Source organism: Neiella marina, assembly GCF_002165625.1.
Lineage (GTDB): Bacteria > Pseudomonadota > Gammaproteobacteria > Enterobacterales > Neiellaceae > Neiella > Neiella marina.
The window spans coordinates 54,441-72,665 of record NZ_NGNS01000019.1 but is presented as its reverse complement, the minus strand read 5'-3'; the positions used below and the strand labels follow the sequence as shown (position 1 = coordinate 72,665).

Genomic DNA, 18,225 nt, shown 5'->3' with positions numbered 1-18,225 from the left:
CGACTAGAACCAAGCTTCCGGAATAATCAGAATATCGCCGGGTAAGATGTCAACATTTGCGCCGATGTCACCGTCGCGAATCAATGTATCTAGCTTGACCGTGTACTCCATCTGAACGCCATTCTCTATACGAATCAGAGTGGTATCGTCACCGTTGGCATAATCCGTCAAGCCACCAACTTCAATCATCAAATCGAGCAACGTCATGTTCTCTTTGTAATTGATTGAGCGTGGGTTCAACGCTTCGCCAATAACTCTCACTTGCTCACTGTATGGACCAACAAAGCCGCCAACGGTCACTGTAACAATAGGATCCCTGATGTAAGCACCGAGGATTTGTTCCAGCTCTCTGGCCAGTTGGGTCGGAGTACGCCCGGTTGCCGGAATATCTTCCACCAAGCGTGTCGTGAACATACCGTCTGGTCGAACAGTGAACGAACCTGATACCTCAGGGTTACGCCAAACAAAGACGTTCAACGAGTCGCCTGGGCCAATCAAGTAAAAGTAATCTTCAATATTGGTGGTGAGAGAGGGGTGAGTGGTAGCCGGAGGTAATTGCCCTTTGTCGCTGGTCGCACATCCGGTAAAGGTAGCAACTGCAAACATCGTAGCCATAAGACCTGCAGCTTTAAGGAGGAACTTGTTTTTCATAGCGAATTCCATCACGCGATTATAGTTATGGCCAACAGGCCTCTAGCACTTCCTAAGTTGCATAATAATGCGGCAACTGTTGAAATGTAAATCGATTGCCCGACAAAAGTTAATTTTTGGTAAGTTGACTAGAATCCGAGCGCTTCAACAAAGCTTTAACATTACTCAAATATCTTTATACTGGCAGCAGCCGGAATAAATACGTTAGTACAGGGACGACATGGCACGTACTCGATTTCACGACATTCATGCAGGAACACAGCTCCTCTTCGTCGCTGAACTAATTCTACTCACAGCAATTTACCTCATTGGCTTGGAAGCAGACCGTGCCTATTACCCCGACGCCATTCCAAAATACTGGGAAGGGCAACTGCTGCTGCACTTCGCTTTGTTCGTGTTGCCGATTCAAATCAGCGTGCTGTCCCTGGGTTTATATAATCGTAAAATGCGCGAGACCTTTCGGGGCATTATCCGCCGTATGTTCGTCAGCGTCGCCTTGGGCTATTTTATTTCAACTGCGATTTATGGTCTGACGCCAGCGGAAGTCTTACCCGGCAATGTTCGCGAATGGTCATGCCTAGCAGCATTTGTTGCCCTAACCTCAGTTCGCTATTTCGCCCAAAGTCTGAGATATCAGCATTTGGGACGCCAACGAGTGTTGGTCCTTGGCGCCGGCGAACGTGCCAGTATTATCGAGCGGCGTATGCGCCGTCGCTCTGATCGAGTCAGTTTTGATCTGGTTGGTTTCGTAAAAATGAGAGGCGATTCCAGCAAAGGAATCGAATCAGACCCAATCATTGAATTAAACACCTCACTTGAGGCCTATGTGTTCGAGCATAAGGTTGACGAAATTGTTGTTGCCGCCGATGAGCGACGCTCCAACCTACCGGTCGACAGCTTGTTTCACTGCAAACTTCATGGCGTTGAAGTCACCGATATACTCGATTTTATCGAACGCGAAACCGGCCAGATTGCAGTCAATTTAATCTATCCTTCGTGGGTCATTTACAGCAATGGGTTCCAATCCACCAATTATTTGCGCAATGCCTTTGATTGGACGTTCAATACAACGTTAGCGCTATTCGTGTTGGCATTGACATGGCCATTTATGCTGCTAACCGCTATTTGCATCAAGCTTGAAGATGGCTTTCGGGCACCAATTCTCTACAAACAAGAGCGCATCGGGCTTAACGGCAAACCTTTCAATATCGTGAAGTTCCGCAGCATGACGACGGATGCGGAAAAACACGGCGCCCAGATGGCTGTCAAGGGAGTTACCCGAGTTGGAGCCATTATCCGTAAATACCGAATCGACGAATTACCTCAACTGTACAACGTATTGCGAGGTGAAATGGGCTTTGTTGGACCGCGTCCGGAGCGGCCATATTTTGTTCGTGAACTAGTGCTGAGCATTCCATATTACAACCAGCGTCACAATGTGAAACCAGGGCTTACAGGCTGGGCACAGCTCAAATACCCATACGGCAGCACCGAAGAAGACTCGCTGGAAAAGCTCAAGTTTGATCTTTACTACATCAAACATAGAAGCTTCCTATTGGATCTACTTATCTTGTTGCGAACCCTTGAAATTGTCATTTTCGGCAAAGGCATCTAACCGAGAATCATCATGGTGCAGTCTGATTCTATTGTGAATGCAATGACAGTTGACGTGGAAGATTACTTTCATGTCTCGGCTTTTTCCCGCCAAGTGACCCTCGATGACTGGGGTAAACGATTCCCACTGCGAGTTGAAGCAAGTACCCACAAAACCTTGGCGCTTTTCGATAAGCATCGAGTCAAGGCCACTTTCTTTATCTTGGGGTGGGTTGCAGAACAATGCCCCGACTTAGTAAAAGCAATCGCCGCTCAAGGCCATGAAATCGCTTGTCACGGCTACGCCCACCAGCGAGCCACTGAGCAGGACCGACAGACCTTCATGCAAGATGTTGCTCGATGCAAACACTTTCTCGAGGATATCACCGGGACTAAAGTTGCGGGCTACAGAGCACCTTCGTTCTCATTTGATGAGCGTAACGAGTGGGCGTTCGATGTCATTAAAGAACTAGGCTTTAGCTATAGCTCCAGTACTTATCCAGTTAAACATGATCTTTACGGCGTACCGCACTGGCCTCGTTTTAAGCACATGCGTCCTGAGGGAATCACCGAGATTCCGATTCCAACAACCTATATTTCAGGGCGCTCTATTCCCATAGGCGGCGGCGGTTATTTCCGACTCTATCCCTACGCCTTGAGCCGGCAATTGATTCGTCGCTTTTTGCGTACTGAACAACAACCCTACAGTTTTTACTTTCATCCTTGGGAACTCGATCCAGAGCAACCTAGAATGAGCAATGCACCACTGAAATCTAAGTTTCGCCACTACTTAAACCTAGGCAAAATGGAATCTCGCCTTGAGCGCTTACTCACAGATTTCAATTGGTCAACGATGCAACACGCATATCAGCTCAACTCAGACTAACAATAACGATAATGGGCGTATCAGGATGATATTGTTTTACAGGCAACAGCACGTTTTCAAACCCAGCGAGTGTCCCCTAGCTATCAGCCAAATTGGCCTTAAATCACTCTGAGCTGAAGGAATGAGCAACGTGAAGCAACCTCTGTTATACCTTTGCCACCGGATACCTTACCCGCCAAACAAAGGCGACAAGATTCGGTCATTCAATCAATTGGCTTACTTATCTCAACACTTTGATGTGTACTTGGGATGCTTCGTCGATGATCCCAGTGACATGGGGTACACCAAGGAGTTGTCGAAATACGTTAAAGGGATGTACGTACTGCCGCTTAACAAGCGCCATGCGACCTTTCGTGGCGTACTGCGGATGGGGCGACGACGTCCTATTACGCTGCCCTATTACTTTGATCCAAAGATGGCGCAATGGGTCAACAATACCATTGCCAAATTCGCTATCCGCAATGTCCTAGTGTACTGCTCATCGATGGCACAGTATGTTGATAGCCCACAGTATCAGAGGCTCAATCGGGTGATTGATTTTGTCGATTTAGATTCCGACAAATGGCGCCAATATGCCAAAAAACAAAATTTCCCAATGAGCTGGGTATACAACCGTGAATTCCGCACTCTACTGGCATATGAGCAACAACTAACAGAACACTTTGATGCCAGCGTATTCATTTCATCAAATGAAATTGAACTGTTCTGCAAGCTCAGTTCAATTAGTAGCCACAGTCGCATTCATGCTGTCTCCAACGGAGTCGATTTGGAGTTCTTTGACCCAAAGGCAGTTACTGATTCAACTGACCAGCAACACACGCCAACGGTGGTTTTCACCGGCGCAATGGACTATTGGGCAAACATTGATGCGGTGCGCTGGTTTGTTAAACATGTTTGGCCATATGTCACGAAGCAGGTTAAGAATGCCCGTTTGATGATTGTCGGCTCCAATCCCTCTGACAAAATCATTGAGCTTGGCGCATTTCCAAATATCGAAGTAACTGGCAAAGTTGACGATATTCGCAGCTATATCCGTGCTGGCTGGGTGTCTGTTGCGCCAATGCGAATCGCCAGAGGCGTGCAAAACAAAGTACTAGAAGCCATGGCTATGGAAATACCCGTTGTTGCTACAAGCTTGGCAATGGAAGGATTAGCCAAAACCAATGGTTGCAATGTTGCCATTGAAGACAATGAGCAACATTTTGCCAATGCCGTGGTTGCAGGCCTAAAGAAGCGCCAAATCGCAACTGAGAATCGCCAATGGGTGGTTAAAAACTATCGCTGGGAAGAGCAGTTGCAGCATCTGAAAACACTGTTGACGAGAACCTAACGATGCTGAAAAACCGCAGAGCTCTTATCATTGCATCTGTTTTAACCCTCGTATGGTTATTGGTTTTCTACCAAGACTTAATGTCCATGGCTGCAGTATGGCAACGATCAGAAACCTTTGCTCATGGCTACATTATTTACCCAATTGCGGCGTGGCTGATTTGGCGCAGACGATTTTTACTGCAAGAGGCGAACTTTCAGGCTGCACCGATCATCGCTCTACCGATAATCGGCTGTTCAGCGCTGTGGTTAGCTGCAAACGTCGCGAGTGTTCAGGTAGCAGCTCAATTGGCAGCGGTTGTTTGGCTACCGCTGACCCTATGGTTGGTTTTCGGTCATAGCTTTATCCGCATTTGCTGGTTCCCTTGTTGTTACTTGCTGTTTGCCGTACCACTGGGTGAGGAATTAATCCCTCAACTACAAATAATCACCGCTGATATCACCGTCTATCTATTGGCTCTCAGCCAAATCCCTGTGTTTCGAGAGGGCCTTTATATTTCTGTGCCAGGTGGGCTTTTCGAAGTTGCAGTAGCCTGCTCCGGGATCCGTTACTTAATCTCTTCGATCGCCCTAGGCACCTTGTTTGCTCACTTGCAGTTTGTTTCTCCGTTGCGCCAACTTGGTTTTGTTATTCTCGCCGTTCTGGTACCTATCGTTGCCAATGGTATTCGTGCCTACCTCATTGTCTTGCTGGCTTATCTGAGTGACATGTCTCTGGCCACCGGCGTTGACCATATTATCTATGGCTGGTTCTTCTTTGGCGTTGTTATGTTTATCTTGTTTTGGATTGGCAGCTTTTGGCGTCAGCACCAAGCTGATCCACCGACAAAAGCCCGCAGCACAGGCAACTACCAACTCGATACCAGCCAATACCGCGGCTTCGCCATTGTCGTTTTGAGCGTGTTGTTGCCTCTACTCTATCTGAGCTACCTAAAGAGCATGCCAACTCCGTCATATCAGCTCAACAACGCGGCTTTAGGTCGGTCATTCAGTGCTGGAGAACTAACCGATTGGCAGCCAAATTTCGCCAATGCCGACGATTACTATCAAGGCTTCAGTAACAATGGCCAAGCAACCGAACTTTATATTTCGTTATTCAACACGAGTCGCCAAAACAGAGAATTAGTTAACTTTAACCATAAACTGTTTGACGACGAGATTTGGACTCCCGAGAGTTCTCGGACTGTTGATGATGAATTGGGTTCCTATCGAGTCATTCAAATCACCCGAATTGATAGCCAAAAAATGGATTTACTGTTCTGGTATCAGCTAGAGACGATCACTTCAGCGAGCCAGAGCAGAATCAAATTACAGCAGGCACTGGACACCTTACTTGCATCTGGTGATTCGGGAGCAGCCATCGTATTAGCAGCGCCACGCAGCGCGACATCGATAGCTGAACTCAAGCAACAACGCCGCGATATTCTGGCGATTGAAAATTTATGGCAGTAGGTACTGCAACCTTCTATGGATCAGGTTTAATGAATCATTCAATGCCAAGTAACGTCCATTGTCTGCTCATTAATGGCAACGAGAACTATGGAGATGTCATAGAATTTGGTTTACCGCTGCCCAAAGGGCAGTTCCGACAGAACCAATTGGCATTGTTAGATGATCAAGGCCGGGTGCTAAACGCCCATGTTTGTGCCACGAGTTTCTGGCCAGATAAGACATTGCGCTGGTGTCGAGTGAGTATGGCGACCGCTGGCCTTACGCTACCGGCGAAGGTGTATCCAACTGCGGTTGCGCAACTAGACGGGATCGAGCAAAAAACTCCGGTGATCCAACGTACTGAGCAAACGTTGGATATCACAACCGATCACTATCGATACCAGTTCAACACCAGTGAGCTATCAACTTTCTCAGTATTTGAAAGATCTGGTGAACAACTACTCGGTGGTCGAGCAATCGGCTTAGTGCCACCCGAAGGTCAAATCGCGGTAGGCAATGTTGATTATGTATCGCATCGAAGCGAATACTTAGCTAGCGGAGCGCTTTTAACCAAAGTAACGCTAGCGGGTACATTTGACACCAAATCTGAGCTTGAGCCCCCTCGTTTTAAACTGACAGTCAAATTTCATCATAATAGCGACAGGATCGATGCGAGCTTACAACTTCACAATCCTCGAGCCGCGCAGCATATCGAAGGCACTTGGGATCTGGGCGATCCCAATTCATTACTGTTTGATTCGCTACATCTAAGTTGGTTTGCTGATCAGTTGAATCAGTTGCGATGCGCTGACGAGCAGGACCAAACGCCCCCCATCACTGCCGATCAATCATTGACGGTCTATCACGAGTCCAGTGGTGGTGAAGCTTGGAATAGTCCAGTACATGTTAATGCTCAACAGCAGCTGCCGATGCGTTTCCAAGGCTATCGATTAACGACAGATAATCGAACAACCACTGGTACACGAATTCAGCCGGTAATCAGTGCAAGGTGCCGAGGATCAGCCATTCAACTCGGCATTCAGCAATTCTGGCAACAATTTCCATCGGCGATCACGATTTCTCAACAGCATCTAGAACTAGGCCTGTTCCCAGCAGAATTTCCTGACCGCTATGAACTACAAGGTGGCGAACGCAAAACCTTTCATTTCTCACTATGTCTGAGTAGCCTTGATGATGGCGCTGAGCGGCAGTCACTGGTACTTCCAATAGTGCAGCTGAATCCGACATGGTTGGCCCGATGCCATACACTCCCTTGGCTAACTGACGCGGTAACAGACTCCCGCTTGCAAGCGGTAATCAATCAGGGTTTGTTTGGCGAGCACTCGCTGTTGGCCAAAAGGGAAAAGGCCGATCAGTATGGTTGGCGTCACTTTGGCGAGCTTTATGCCGATCATGAGGCCGAGGGGCATGACGGTGATGAGTTGTTTATCTCTCATTACAATAATCAATACGATCCGATCTACGGCTTGCTGACCCAATCTTTTATCCATCAAAGCGCCGAACTCAAATTACAAGCTGACGAATTGGCTAGCCATGTTGTGGATATCGACATTTACCATACCGATCAGGATAAGAACGAATACAACCATGGTCTGTTCTGGCATACCGATCATTATCAACAGGCCAAGACCTGCACTCACAGAACTTACTCGAAACTGCATCGAAATGATGTCTATGCTGATCACGTTGGCGGCGGCGGGCCTGGCGGTCAACACTGTTACACTACCGGGCTAACATTGCATTACCTATTAGCAGGCGATGACGATGCGAAACAAGCAGTGCTCAAGCTAGGCGAGTGGATTAGCAACGTGTATGAAGGTCAAGGAACCTTTGTTGAACTACTGCTGGCTTGGAAGAATCGTTTCCGCCCAGACATCAAAAATCTGCTAACCGGCCTTTACCCGCTTGATCGTGGCACAGGCAACTACATCATCGCACTGCTCGATTGCTATACACTGACCGAGCAGAGCCGCTACCTTTCAAACGTTGCTGCCATCATTCGCGATACCGTCCACCCCTGCGATATCATCGCCGAACGCAATTTTGATGATGTTGAGGAAACTTGGTTCTATACGGTATTTTTACAAGCTGTTGGCCGCTACCTTTGGGTGAAAGCGGAACGATTGGAGCTGGATGATGACTTCATCTATGCCCGAGATGCGCTGTTGCATTATGCCGACTGGATGGTAACGCACGAAAACCTATCACTCGACCACCCTGAGCGTCTTGAGTTTCCAACGTTAACTTGGACTGCCCAAGACCTGCGTAAAGTGGCTGTGCTGTATATGGCTCATTATTTTGCACCAGAACCTCAACCTCGTTATGTTGAGCAAGCGGAGCAATGGTACCAACAAATATGCCAAGGATTGGAACAAGATCGCACTCGAACTCATACCAGAGTATTAGCAATTTTGATGCAAAACAATGGCGCTCGGGAGTGGGTTCAGCAGGCCTCAAGACAACCTTTTCCACCACGGGGCAACCACGGTAAGCCAAGGGCACAAAGCAAGCTCGCTCAGATTGTCACTGTATCGCGGCAAGTACTGAAAACACTCATGCGATTCTCGTTGCAACGGGAAATCGATCAGATTAACCGTCGTTTTCCACAACTGGCCGAACGTTGGAGGCGTTAACTAGATGGATGTGAGTTTTATCATCCCCCACAAAGGGCGGGAGGAAATGCTGCTGGCAACGCTGCAGTCCATATTTCGCTTGCAACGCCACGAGCAACAGCTGGAAGTGGTTATTGTTAGTCAGAATAGCAGCACCACAGACGCACTTGAGCAACTTATCGCCAAGCACCCTATCCAGTTAATCCGTCATCAGGGCAACACCATTTCTGAAATGCGCAACGTTGGCGTCACTCATGCAACCGGCGACTACCTCGCCTTTCTTGATGCCGATGTCGAACTATCACCGAACTGGCTTGTTGTCATGCTTGAAACCATGACCCAAAGACCACACACGATCTTGGTTAGTGCCCACCAAATCGAAGGCCCAAATGCGCCACCACTTGAGAAAATCCGCACAGCACTGAGTAATGCCGAACTCGATTGCAGCGTCACATTCTTACCCGGCCGTAATTTGTTTCTCAAGCGCGAGACTTTTGCGCGTTTAGGAGGCTTTCCGGAGCATTTGGTGACTTGTGAGGATTACTACTTCACCGAGCGTGCTAGCCGCTTGGGGGAACTGTTCTATACCTCGGCCGCCAGTTATGTTCACCTCGGGGAGGACAAAGTTTACAAGGAAATGTTTTATAAAGAGATTTGGCGAGGACAAAGCAATTTACAATCGATTAAAGGGCGCTCGATTCCGATGCGAGAATGGCCTAGTTTTGTCGTCCCACCCGCTTTGTTGGCGTTGCTTATTTGCGCAATAGCGAGCCTGCTTCTCGGCCTCTGGCCAGCCACTGTAGCGAGTTTGATATTGTTTGCCATACCGGTGGCGGCATACAGCTGGCGCTTAAAGCGATTAGTCGGTGAAGCAGTTTCCCTCTCCAAAGTCGTGCAGTTTTATAGTATGTTTTTTCCTGCTCGGGCCATTGGCACCCTTAGTGGGGCGCTGAAAGAAATTAAAACCACAAGCCACAGTTAGTAAGGGATTTATGAGCGCGCAACGGAACGTTTTACAATTTATCTGCCCCACCGGTTTCTATGGCGCTGAGCGCTGGATCTTGGCGTTGGCAAAACATTTACCTGCACACAATATTCGTAGCGAGTTGGCGGTCACCTTGGAGACTGAATCGCGCGACCTCGAGTTGGTGAAGCAATTCAAAGCAACATGCGGCGATACCTTCGAATTGCCGATGAAGCACAAATTCGATTTGTCTGTCGTTAATCAGTTGGTCACTCTGATTCAACAGCGCAATATCGATATTATCCATACCCATGGCTACAAATCTGACATTATCGGTGTCCTCGCTGCTCGCAAAGCAGGCATCCCTTGTGTCGTAACCCCTCACGGCTTTGAGAATGCTCGCGATCTGAAGTTGCGTTTCTTTATTTGGCTAGGCTGCAAAGCAATGACATTCGCCGAAGCGGTGGCACCATTGTCACAAGCCCTATGTCAAGATTCGCGCCGAGTAGGAGTTAAAGAACAGCGCCTTCACTACATTCAAAATGGTGTTGATCTTAGCGAAATTGAAGCGGTGCGGTTATCGTCCCAAGTAGCGACCAAACAACCGGGCGTTAAGCGCATTGGCTTTATTGGGCAGATGATCTCGCGAAAAAACATCGGTGACATACTCGACATTTTTGAAGCGATGGCGTCCGACGATCCCAACCTCGAATTGGTATTGCTTGGCGATGGCGATGAACGTGCCGCGCTAGAGCAATACTGCGAATCACTGAGCCAGCGCGAACGCATTAAATTTCTCGGATTTCGTGATGATAGACTTGAGCTGTTAAAAAGCTTTGATCTATTTGTCATGTCATCCACCCTCGAAGGTATACCTCGCTGTCTAATGGAAGCTTGCGCAATGGAAATTCCGATTGCGGCTTACGATATACCTGGCATTGACCAGCTAGTGACCCATCAGCAAACCGGTTTGCTCGCTCCATTAGGTGACAAGGATGCGTTGCAACAATGTTGGCAAACTTTACTGGATGAGCCTACCGAGGCGAAACAACTCGGGGTCAATGCTCGATTGTTTGTCGAGCAACATTTTTCAGCGAAGCGCATGGCCCGCGAATATGACGAGTTGTTTCGCAAGCTGCTTGGAGAGCCGTAAGATGACGGCCGCAGCGCGCAAGGATGTACTTTTCGTGGTGTCGATCGACACTGAAGAAGAGTGGGATTGGGAAGGTCCATTCCCGGAACAAAATTGCTCGGTCAGCAATATTCAACATGTGCCTCAGTTTCATCGTTTTCTCAGCGACTGTGGCGTCCGTCCGAGTTACTTCGTTGATTACGCCGTTGCATCAAACCCAGAAGCAGCGTCGACGTTAAAATCAGTACTCGATCTTGGTAACAGTGAACTCGGCGTCCATTTACACCCATGGTGTAATCCTCCCTACACTGGAGAAACCGGCGAATTCGAATCACATGTGGTGAACTTGCCAAGACAATTGGTGGCCGACAAACTCGATGCGCTGATGGAAAAGTTGCTGCAAGAATTTGGCAGTTATCCGCGCTCTTTTCGAACCGGCCGCTGGGGCATTGATGGCAAGGTGTTAGAATTGCTCATTGAGCGCGGCATCGAAGTCGATTCAAGCGTTTATCCGTTCTATCGCAATAGTTACTTCTCTTGCTTTCCCAGTCCAACAGATGCCTATTGGCCGGATATCAACGACCCGTTGCAATGTGGCTCGCAACGCGATTTGGTTGAGCTACCGGTGTCAGTTGGCTTTAATCGGGGTAACTTCGAACTGTGCGAACGAATTCACCATCGGTTATCAAACTCTGCTTTTGCCAAGATTCGATTTATTGGCTTTCTCTGGCATCTTAATCTGCTGCGTAAACTCTATCTGACTCCAGAACTATGTAATGGCCCAGAAATGGTGACCCTGTGTGATTCGCTGCTCAGCAAGGGCCAGCCTGTACTCCATATGTATCTGCATAGTTCCAGCCTGATGAAGGGGCAAACTGGCCTGATGGAAGCAGATCTTGGTTATAAAACAATTTGCCACCGAATCAAGCATGTTCTGGACTACCTGGACGACAAAGCTAATGTCAATTTTTGTACGGTCTCAGAAGCCGCAAGCATCCTAAAAACACGCAGTAGTCAGGGAGGATTGCTCCGATGACAATCGCTATCTCAATCGCCAACGAGGCTGATCAACCCAGCTGGGACGCTTTTGTTGCCCAACATTCTGATGCCTCGCCTTACCACCGATATGCTTGGGGCCAAGCGGTACAAGCAGCCTATGGCTTCACCCCTCGCTACTTTATCGCTAAGCAAAACAACGACATTGTTGGCGTATTGCCGACTATTGAGTTCTCCAGGCCATTGCTCAAAAACAAACTTTGTTCATTGCCTTACTGCGACCTTGGCGGCCCGTTAGCAACGGAATTATCGATTGTGCAGCAACTTCTCGATGCGGCTAAGCAACACGCTAAAAAGCAACGATTTGATCACTTGCAACTGCGCCAACTTTCGGCCGCCAATCAGCCGCCCGCAACGCCTGAACAACTCCAAGGGTTAAAGGTAAGTATGCGAATGGCGTTGGCACAATCGGCGGAAGCTCAACTAGCCAGCTTTAAATCAAAATTGAGGAGCCAGATCCGCAAGGCTGAAAAGAATGGCTTGCACTCAGAAACAGGTAACTCAGAAACGCTGCTAAACCACTTCTATGAAGTGATGCTAGTAAACATGCGTGCTTTGGGCTCGCCGGTACACAGTTACCAATGGTTCGAGCAAATCGTCAAACACTATGGCAGCCACTGCCTGCTTTCCGTTATCTACAAGGATGATATCCCTGTGGGGGGCGGTTTAATTGTCAAAAATGGCACTATGGCATCGATACCATGGGCGTCAACCAAAGCCGAATTCAACCGACTAGCTCCTAACATGTTGCTGTATTGGTCACTCCTGGCTCATTGTGCAGACAACGGCATTGAGCTGTTTGATTTTGGCCGTTCAACCTATGGCGAAGGCACCTACAAGTTCAAAACTCAGTGGGGAGCTACACCGACCCCACTAGCGTGGCAAGACTTTAACAAAGGGCTAGCGGTGGACCATAGCCAAGTCACAAACAACACTGGTGCCGATTCCAAGCTTAGTGGTATGGTTAAATCTTGGGTAGTTGGAAGCTGGCAACGGCTGCCGCTGCAAATGACAGGATCTTTAGGGCCAAGGCTCAGAAAGTATATCGATCTGTAGGGACGCAGGAATGTGTGGAATAGCAGGATTCACCCAGTTCAATCAAATTGAAGGCGACGTCAATACTCTCAAGCAGATGGGCAATGCCATCCGTCATAGAGGTCCCGACGCTGGCGGTGAATATCACGATCAATACGTCGGTTTATCGCATCGCCGTCTCGCCATTTTGGACTTATCTGAAGCCGGCAATCAACCCATGTTTTCTGCTGATGAACAGCTGGTCATTGTGTTCAACGGCGAGATCTATAACTATCTTGAGCACCGAGAAGAACTGCAACAGCAGGGTTACCAGTTCAAATCTCACAGTGATACGGAAGTCATCCTCGCTCTCTATCAACGCGATGGTGTTGACTGCTTAAAGCACCTTAATGGCATGTTTGCTTTCGCCTTGTGGGACAAAGTAAAACAACAGCTGTTCATTGCCCGCGACCGACTCGGTAAAAAGCCACTTTATTATTTCGAAGACCAAGGTCGATTCGCCTTCGGTTCTGAAATAAAAGCCATTTTGGAACTCGAAGATATCCCGCGAGAGATTCGCCTTGATGCGGTTTATGACTTCTTCGCTTATCAGTACATTCCTGACCCGAAAAGTATTTTTCAACACATCCACAAACTGCCTCCCGCTCACTACATGACGGTGTCTGCAGACGGTATTGTGATTGAAAAATATTGGGACCTGTCGATGGCAACACGTTCCAACGCGAGCGCGGAGCAACTCACCGATGAGCTAGTTGAGATTCTTACTGCTGCCACTAAGCGGCGGATGATCAGTGACGTGCCACTGGGCGCATTCTTAAGTGGTGGCGTCGATTCTAGCGGTGTTGTTGCGCTTATGGCGAATAACAGCGACACCCCAGTCAAAACATGCTCTATCGGTTTTGACGAAGAAAAATTCAATGAGACGGAATTTGCCCGCATTGTTGCCAAACAATACGCAACCGAACATCACGAATTTACCGTTCATCAAAACGTTAACGACAACCTAGAACATATCGTGAGCTTTTTTGATGAGCCCTTTGCCGACCCGTCATTAGTCCCCACATACTTCGTATCTGAGCTTGCTCGTCAGCAAGTCACCGTTGCTATCGCTGGAGATGGTGGCGATGAAGTGTTTGCTGGCTATGAGAAGTATTCGGTCGACGCGGTAGAAAACAAGTTAAGAAATGCGGTTCCCAAGTTTATTCGCAAGAATATCTTTCCACCACTAGCCAGCTTATTAGCTCACAGTAGTTGGACAGTGTGCCGCAAAGGCAAGTCATTGCTGACAAGTCTGAGTGCCGATGCTGATCTGGGCTTTTATATGTCCAATGCTCAAATCGAAGATCGTCAGTGGAATGCCCTGCTAAAGCCCCAGTATCAACCGGTACTGGCTGGCTATCACCCGTCAACCATCACCACAGATGCCTATCAGCACGCAGATGGTGACGATCACTTAGCCAAGATCCTCTACACGGATATGAAGACCTATCTGACTGGCGGCATTTTGGTCAAAGTGGATCGGATGAGCATGGCCAACTCATTGGAAGTCAGGGCACCGATTCTTGACACAGAGACCATTGAATTCGCAGCAACACTGCCGAGTGAGCAAAAATTCAACGACGGTGAAAAGAAACACATTTTGAAGAATGCGTTTAAGCGCTTGCTGCCTGATGACATTTTGTACCGCAAAAAAATGGGCTTTTCAGTGCCTCTGGCCAGTTGGTTTAGAGGAGAAATCAAGGAACTCGCAGAGCAATACATTTTGCGCTCGGAGCAGGGTCTAGCCACTTACTTTGACATGGATGAAGTGCGCAAGATCTGGTTCCAACACCAATCCGAACGCTATGATCATGGTGCTCTTCTGTGGAGTATGCTGATGTTCCAGATGTGGTGGCATAAATACGCCCAACCAGAGTCCGCCGAGGCCTAATCTAATATGTTGGGTCGTATCTACTATCTGGATGTGTTGCGAGCACTAGCGATTATGCTGGTCTTTACCGCGCATACCGTCAGTAGCTTTGGCAAAGCACCTGACTTAGTGCCGCTGGGATTTGGTGGTTCTGGCGTCGATCTATTCTTTATGCTGTCGGGCTGGCTCATCGGTTCACAGTTATTCGCTGAACAGAAAAAATTCGGCAACATTGATGTCAAACGCTTCTGGGCTCGACGCTGGATGCGCACGCTGCCTGCGTACTTTTTCGTTTTGTCGTTTACCTTGGTACAGCTTTACGCGACCAAGGATAGTGTGCCTAATCCGCTACCATTCTTCGTGTTTCTGCAAAATTATAATCACCTCAACTACTTCACAGTGAGTTGGTCATTATGCGTCGAAGAGCAATTCTATCTGGTGATCGCACCCCTGCTACTTTATTTAGGCCGACTTCATCGCCACTATCAAACAGCAGTATTAGTGATCTTACTATTGCTACCCTCATTATTTCGGGCCTTGGGTTGGTACACCCACTATGAGCAAACCCATGTTCGATGGGATTGCTGCCTAATTGGCGTGCTATTGGCTCAGTGCTACTTTCAGTATCCGACGCTTTGGCAAAAAGCCAAAAAATACGCAACCCCGCTACTAATCATCTCTGTCATTGCTTACATCAGCTGTTTTGTCTTTCGCTGGTTTCCGCCATCACCAAGTTATAGCGACCCAAGCTTCTTGCTACTCGGGGTGATTTTTGCCGGTATGGTGTTCTTTGCCGTGACAACGCAAGTCCATCACAAACCCATAGGCTATGGCGTGGTAATGCTTATATCGACTCGGTCATACTCGATGTATTTGCTGCACCCAGAAGCGCTAGCATTGATGCGCCGAGTTGGCGATGACTTACCGTTCGTGGTGTATTACGGTATTGCATTGGCAATTACACTGGTGATCTCAGAATTTCTCTATCGCTGGGTCGAAATCCCGTTTATCAATATGCGGTCCAACTACAGCTTTTCTCAAAAAAGGGTATCGGTATAAATGGCAAAGCGAGTTGTGCATCTAACATTCGATATGCGCATCGGTGGCACCGAAATGGTCATCAAAAGCATCATTGAAGGCACAGATCCAGACCAGTTTGAGATGTCCATTTTTTGTATCGAAGAACCCATTGGCCCCTGGGGCAAAGCCCTGCAATCGAAAGGCATTGCACTGACAAGCGTTGCGCGCCAACCTGGTTTTGATCTGGCGCTGATTAGCGCAATCCGGAACCACCTGCGCACCAACAACATCGACATTATCCATTGCCATCAATATACCCCTTGGGTCTATGGCGTGCTCGCCGCAATCGGTCTAAAAACCAAAGTGATATTTACTGAGCACGGCCGATTTTACCCCGACTCAAGCAGTTGGAAACGGCGTGTTGTTAACCCACTGTTGAACATAGTGACTGATGCGGTCACTGCGATATCAAACGCAACGAAAAGTGCCTTAGGTGAATATGAGTTCTTGCCTGAGCAACGAATCACAACCATATACAATGGTATTGCTGGGCTAAAAGTAGACGATAAAGAAGTCAATTCACTGCGCCAGCAATTGGGCATAGCCGACTCGACGAAGATTCTCGGTACTGTTGCTCGAATGGACCCCATCAAGAACCATAAAATGATGCTAGAAGCGGTCGCCAAAGTCACAGCGAATCATCCAAATACCGTCTTTCTTCTTGTCGGGGATGGTGATGAGAGAGCGAATATTGAGGGCTGGATTGAGCAACTGGAGTTACAAGATCGGGTGATCTTGCCTGGTTATCAATCAGACCCTAGTCACTATATGGCTTTAATGGACATCTTTTTGCTTTCATCTTTAAGTGAAGGCACATCGATGACCTTGCTCGAGGCCATGTCGCTCGGCAAACCCTGTGTGGTGACTGACGCCGGAGGTAATCCAGAGATCATTGCCGATCAAGTCAACGGCTTTGTTACCACCAATGATAGCGGCGATGAATTTGCCGCAGCGATTGACAAAATACTCGCTGATGAGTCGATCTTTAAACAATTTCAACAAGCGTCAAAAACAAGGTTTACATCTCGTTATCAAGCAAGCAGCATGATCGAACAGTACAACAAGTTGTATCTCACCCTGAACAAAGATGACGGCCGCGCATGTTAAAGTTAATCGCCATTTATTCCATTCTTATTGGCTCAGCGGTCTCCATTTTTCGCTATAGTTGGTTTCCTGCCGCCGCTTACTCGCTCAATGCAGTGATGCAACCAAAATATATTTGGCGCTTTGAGTGGCCGGATCTGCCGATTTCAAAGCTGTTGGCGATTTGCTCCATTCTCGCTTGGGGCGTCGCATTTGCTCAGAAGCGGATGGATTTAAATGTCTACAAAAACAAGCAGGTGATTGCTTTAGTACTGATCTGGGGGCTAATGCACCTGTCCGATATTCTGAGCCCTTATCAAAACTACTCCGCTGGCACCAGTTCTCATATTGTCTTGGGCACTCTCAATACCATAGTCATTATGTTTGTCGTTCAGATAGGTATTTTGAGCGACAAAGATCAGTATCATAATGCGACCAAGGTTATGGCTGGGGTCTATATATTTTTAGCCCTTTACTACGTTTATTGGGCAAACGACCAGTACCTCTCCTATAACTGGGCGCAATTTTTCCAAGGCCGCTTGATGGGTCCTTACCAAGGGCCTTACGATGACGCCAATAGCGCTTCCACCCTGTTAGTAATGGCGATGCCATTCATTTTGTTTGCCTACTTTTATGTCGACAACAAAATCTTTAAGTACGGCATATTAGCTACCGTACCTTTGCTGTGGCATGCGCTGTTCTTGTTTGGCTCTCGCGGCGCATTCCTAGGCCTTGGCGTATCAACGGTGGCGGCCGTATTCATGCTGCAAGGCAGCATGAAATCTTTGCCAAAGATAAAGCCATGGCAAATACGAATGTTCAAGTTCATACTCATTTTCGGTCTGGCAGCGGCGGTGATTGATCAGGGCGGTGCCATGTTGAATCGCTCAGCAACAACGGTTTCTGCCGCCCAACAAGAGGAACGCGATGAACCACTTAATCCACGCTTAGTGTCTTGGCAAGCTGCATTGGGCATCATTGCTGAATACCCAGTTTTAGGCGCCGGACCACAACGTTTTCAATGGGCGGCTAGAGACTTGGACTTAGGGACGCCACATGTTGCTCACAACACCTTGTTGAACTTCACAGCTAACACCGGGATTTTCGTCGGAGGCCTGTTTCTATTCATTCTCTGGACATCCTTCAAAAGCTACTTCCAGTGCAATAACAAAAACGTCGCTGCCGATCCCTTACTCGATTATCTCAATAAAGCCTGCACTTGCTCGCTGGTAGCATACTGTGTTTGCGGAATGTTCCTCGATCTAATTATTTACGAACCGTTCTTCTTTGTGTTGCTGTTAATCGTGTTCAAAAATCATATGGTTAACAATCTCAATTTAACGACTTCAAGCGATGTCAAAGAGCAACCGCAAGAAGATAAAAACCTATTTCGTAATCAAATAGACCCGCGGCTTTATTAATCGCCTAGCGCATTAGCTAGTT

The 18,225-nt window shown here is 47.9% G+C and carries 14 protein-coding genes; 13 read left to right on the top strand and 1 reads right to left on the bottom strand.

Translation table 11 applies throughout. The features are described 5' to 3' along the window. Positions 1-3: 3 nt before the first annotated feature. A complete protein-coding gene (locus CBE68_RS13965) occupies positions 4-651 on the bottom strand; it encodes an XrtA/PEP-CTERM system exopolysaccharide export protein (protein ID WP_371870509.1) in 648 nt (215 codons plus the stop codon). A gap of 220 nt (positions 652-871) precedes the next feature. Between CBE68_RS13965 and CBE68_RS13960 the strand changes: the two genes are divergently transcribed. The 13 genes from CBE68_RS13960 (at position 872) to CBE68_RS13900 (ending at position 18,203) form a co-directional block, all read left to right on the top strand. Beyond that, positions 872-2,266, top strand: coding sequence for a TIGR03013 family XrtA/PEP-CTERM system glycosyltransferase (locus tag CBE68_RS13960; RefSeq protein WP_087506724.1), 1,395 nt, complete (start codon positions 872-874; stop codon positions 2,264-2,266). A gap of 42 nt (positions 2,267-2,308) precedes the next feature. Then, the gene (locus CBE68_RS13955; RefSeq protein WP_229744759.1) at positions 2,309-3,130 is read left to right on the top strand and encodes an XrtA system polysaccharide deacetylase; all 822 of its coding nucleotides are present in this window, start codon (positions 2,309-2,311) and stop codon (positions 3,128-3,130) included. A gap of 130 nt (positions 3,131-3,260) precedes the next feature. Continuing rightward, positions 3,261-4,460: a TIGR03087 family PEP-CTERM/XrtA system glycosyltransferase gene (locus CBE68_RS13950; RefSeq protein ID WP_158100612.1), complete on the top strand. Its 1,200-nt coding sequence runs from the start codon at positions 3,261-3,263 to the stop codon at positions 4,458-4,460. A 2-nt stretch (positions 4,461-4,462) separates the two neighbouring features. Continuing rightward, entirely contained in the window at positions 4,463-5,911 is a 1,449-nt protein-coding gene (xrtA, locus tag CBE68_RS13945; RefSeq protein WP_087506721.1) for an exosortase A, read from the top strand. 29 nt (positions 5,912-5,940) lie between these two features. Next, entirely contained in the window at positions 5,941-8,544 is a 2,604-nt protein-coding gene (locus CBE68_RS13940) for an RIFT barrel domain-containing protein (RefSeq protein WP_143824574.1), read from the top strand. 4 nt (positions 8,545-8,548) lie between these two features. Then, entirely contained in the window at positions 8,549-9,505 is a 957-nt protein-coding gene (locus CBE68_RS13935) for a glycosyltransferase (protein ID WP_087506719.1), read from the top strand. A 10-nt stretch (positions 9,506-9,515) separates the two neighbouring features. After that, a complete protein-coding gene (locus CBE68_RS13930) occupies positions 9,516-10,640 on the top strand; it encodes a glycosyltransferase family 4 protein (RefSeq protein WP_087506718.1) in 1,125 nt (374 codons plus the stop codon). Between the two features lies 1 nt (position 10,641). Next, on the top strand, positions 10,642-11,655 hold the full coding sequence (locus CBE68_RS13925; RefSeq protein WP_087506717.1) for a polysaccharide deacetylase family protein: 1,014 nt from the start codon (positions 10,642-10,644) through the stop codon (positions 11,653-11,655). Continuing rightward, a complete protein-coding gene (locus CBE68_RS13920; protein ID WP_087506716.1) occupies positions 11,652-12,731 on the top strand; it encodes a FemAB family XrtA/PEP-CTERM system-associated protein in 1,080 nt (359 codons plus the stop codon). Before CBE68_RS13925 ends, CBE68_RS13920 begins: the two co-directional genes overlap by 4 nt. 10 nt (positions 12,732-12,741) lie before the next feature. Beyond that, positions 12,742-14,640 carry an asparagine synthase (glutamine-hydrolyzing) gene (gene asnB, locus CBE68_RS13915; RefSeq protein WP_087506715.1) on the top strand — a complete coding sequence of 633 codons (1,899 nt, stop codon included), beginning with the start codon at positions 12,742-12,744 and terminating at the stop codon, positions 14,638-14,640. 6 nt (positions 14,641-14,646) lie between these two features. Next, positions 14,647-15,678 carry an acyltransferase family protein gene (locus CBE68_RS13910; RefSeq protein ID WP_087506714.1) on the top strand — a complete coding sequence of 344 codons (1,032 nt, stop codon included), beginning with the start codon at positions 14,647-14,649 and terminating at the stop codon, positions 15,676-15,678. Further along, the gene (locus tag CBE68_RS13905; protein WP_087506713.1) at positions 15,679-16,806 is read left to right on the top strand and encodes a glycosyltransferase; all 1,128 of its coding nucleotides are present in this window, start codon (positions 15,679-15,681) and stop codon (positions 16,804-16,806) included. Continuing rightward, positions 16,800-18,203 (top strand): O-antigen ligase family protein, encoded by a 1,404-nt coding sequence (locus tag CBE68_RS13900; protein ID WP_087506712.1) that lies wholly within the window; start codon positions 16,800-16,802, stop codon positions 18,201-18,203. The genes CBE68_RS13905 and CBE68_RS13900 overlap by 7 nt, the downstream gene beginning before the upstream one ends. Positions 18,204-18,225 lie beyond the last annotated feature (22 nt).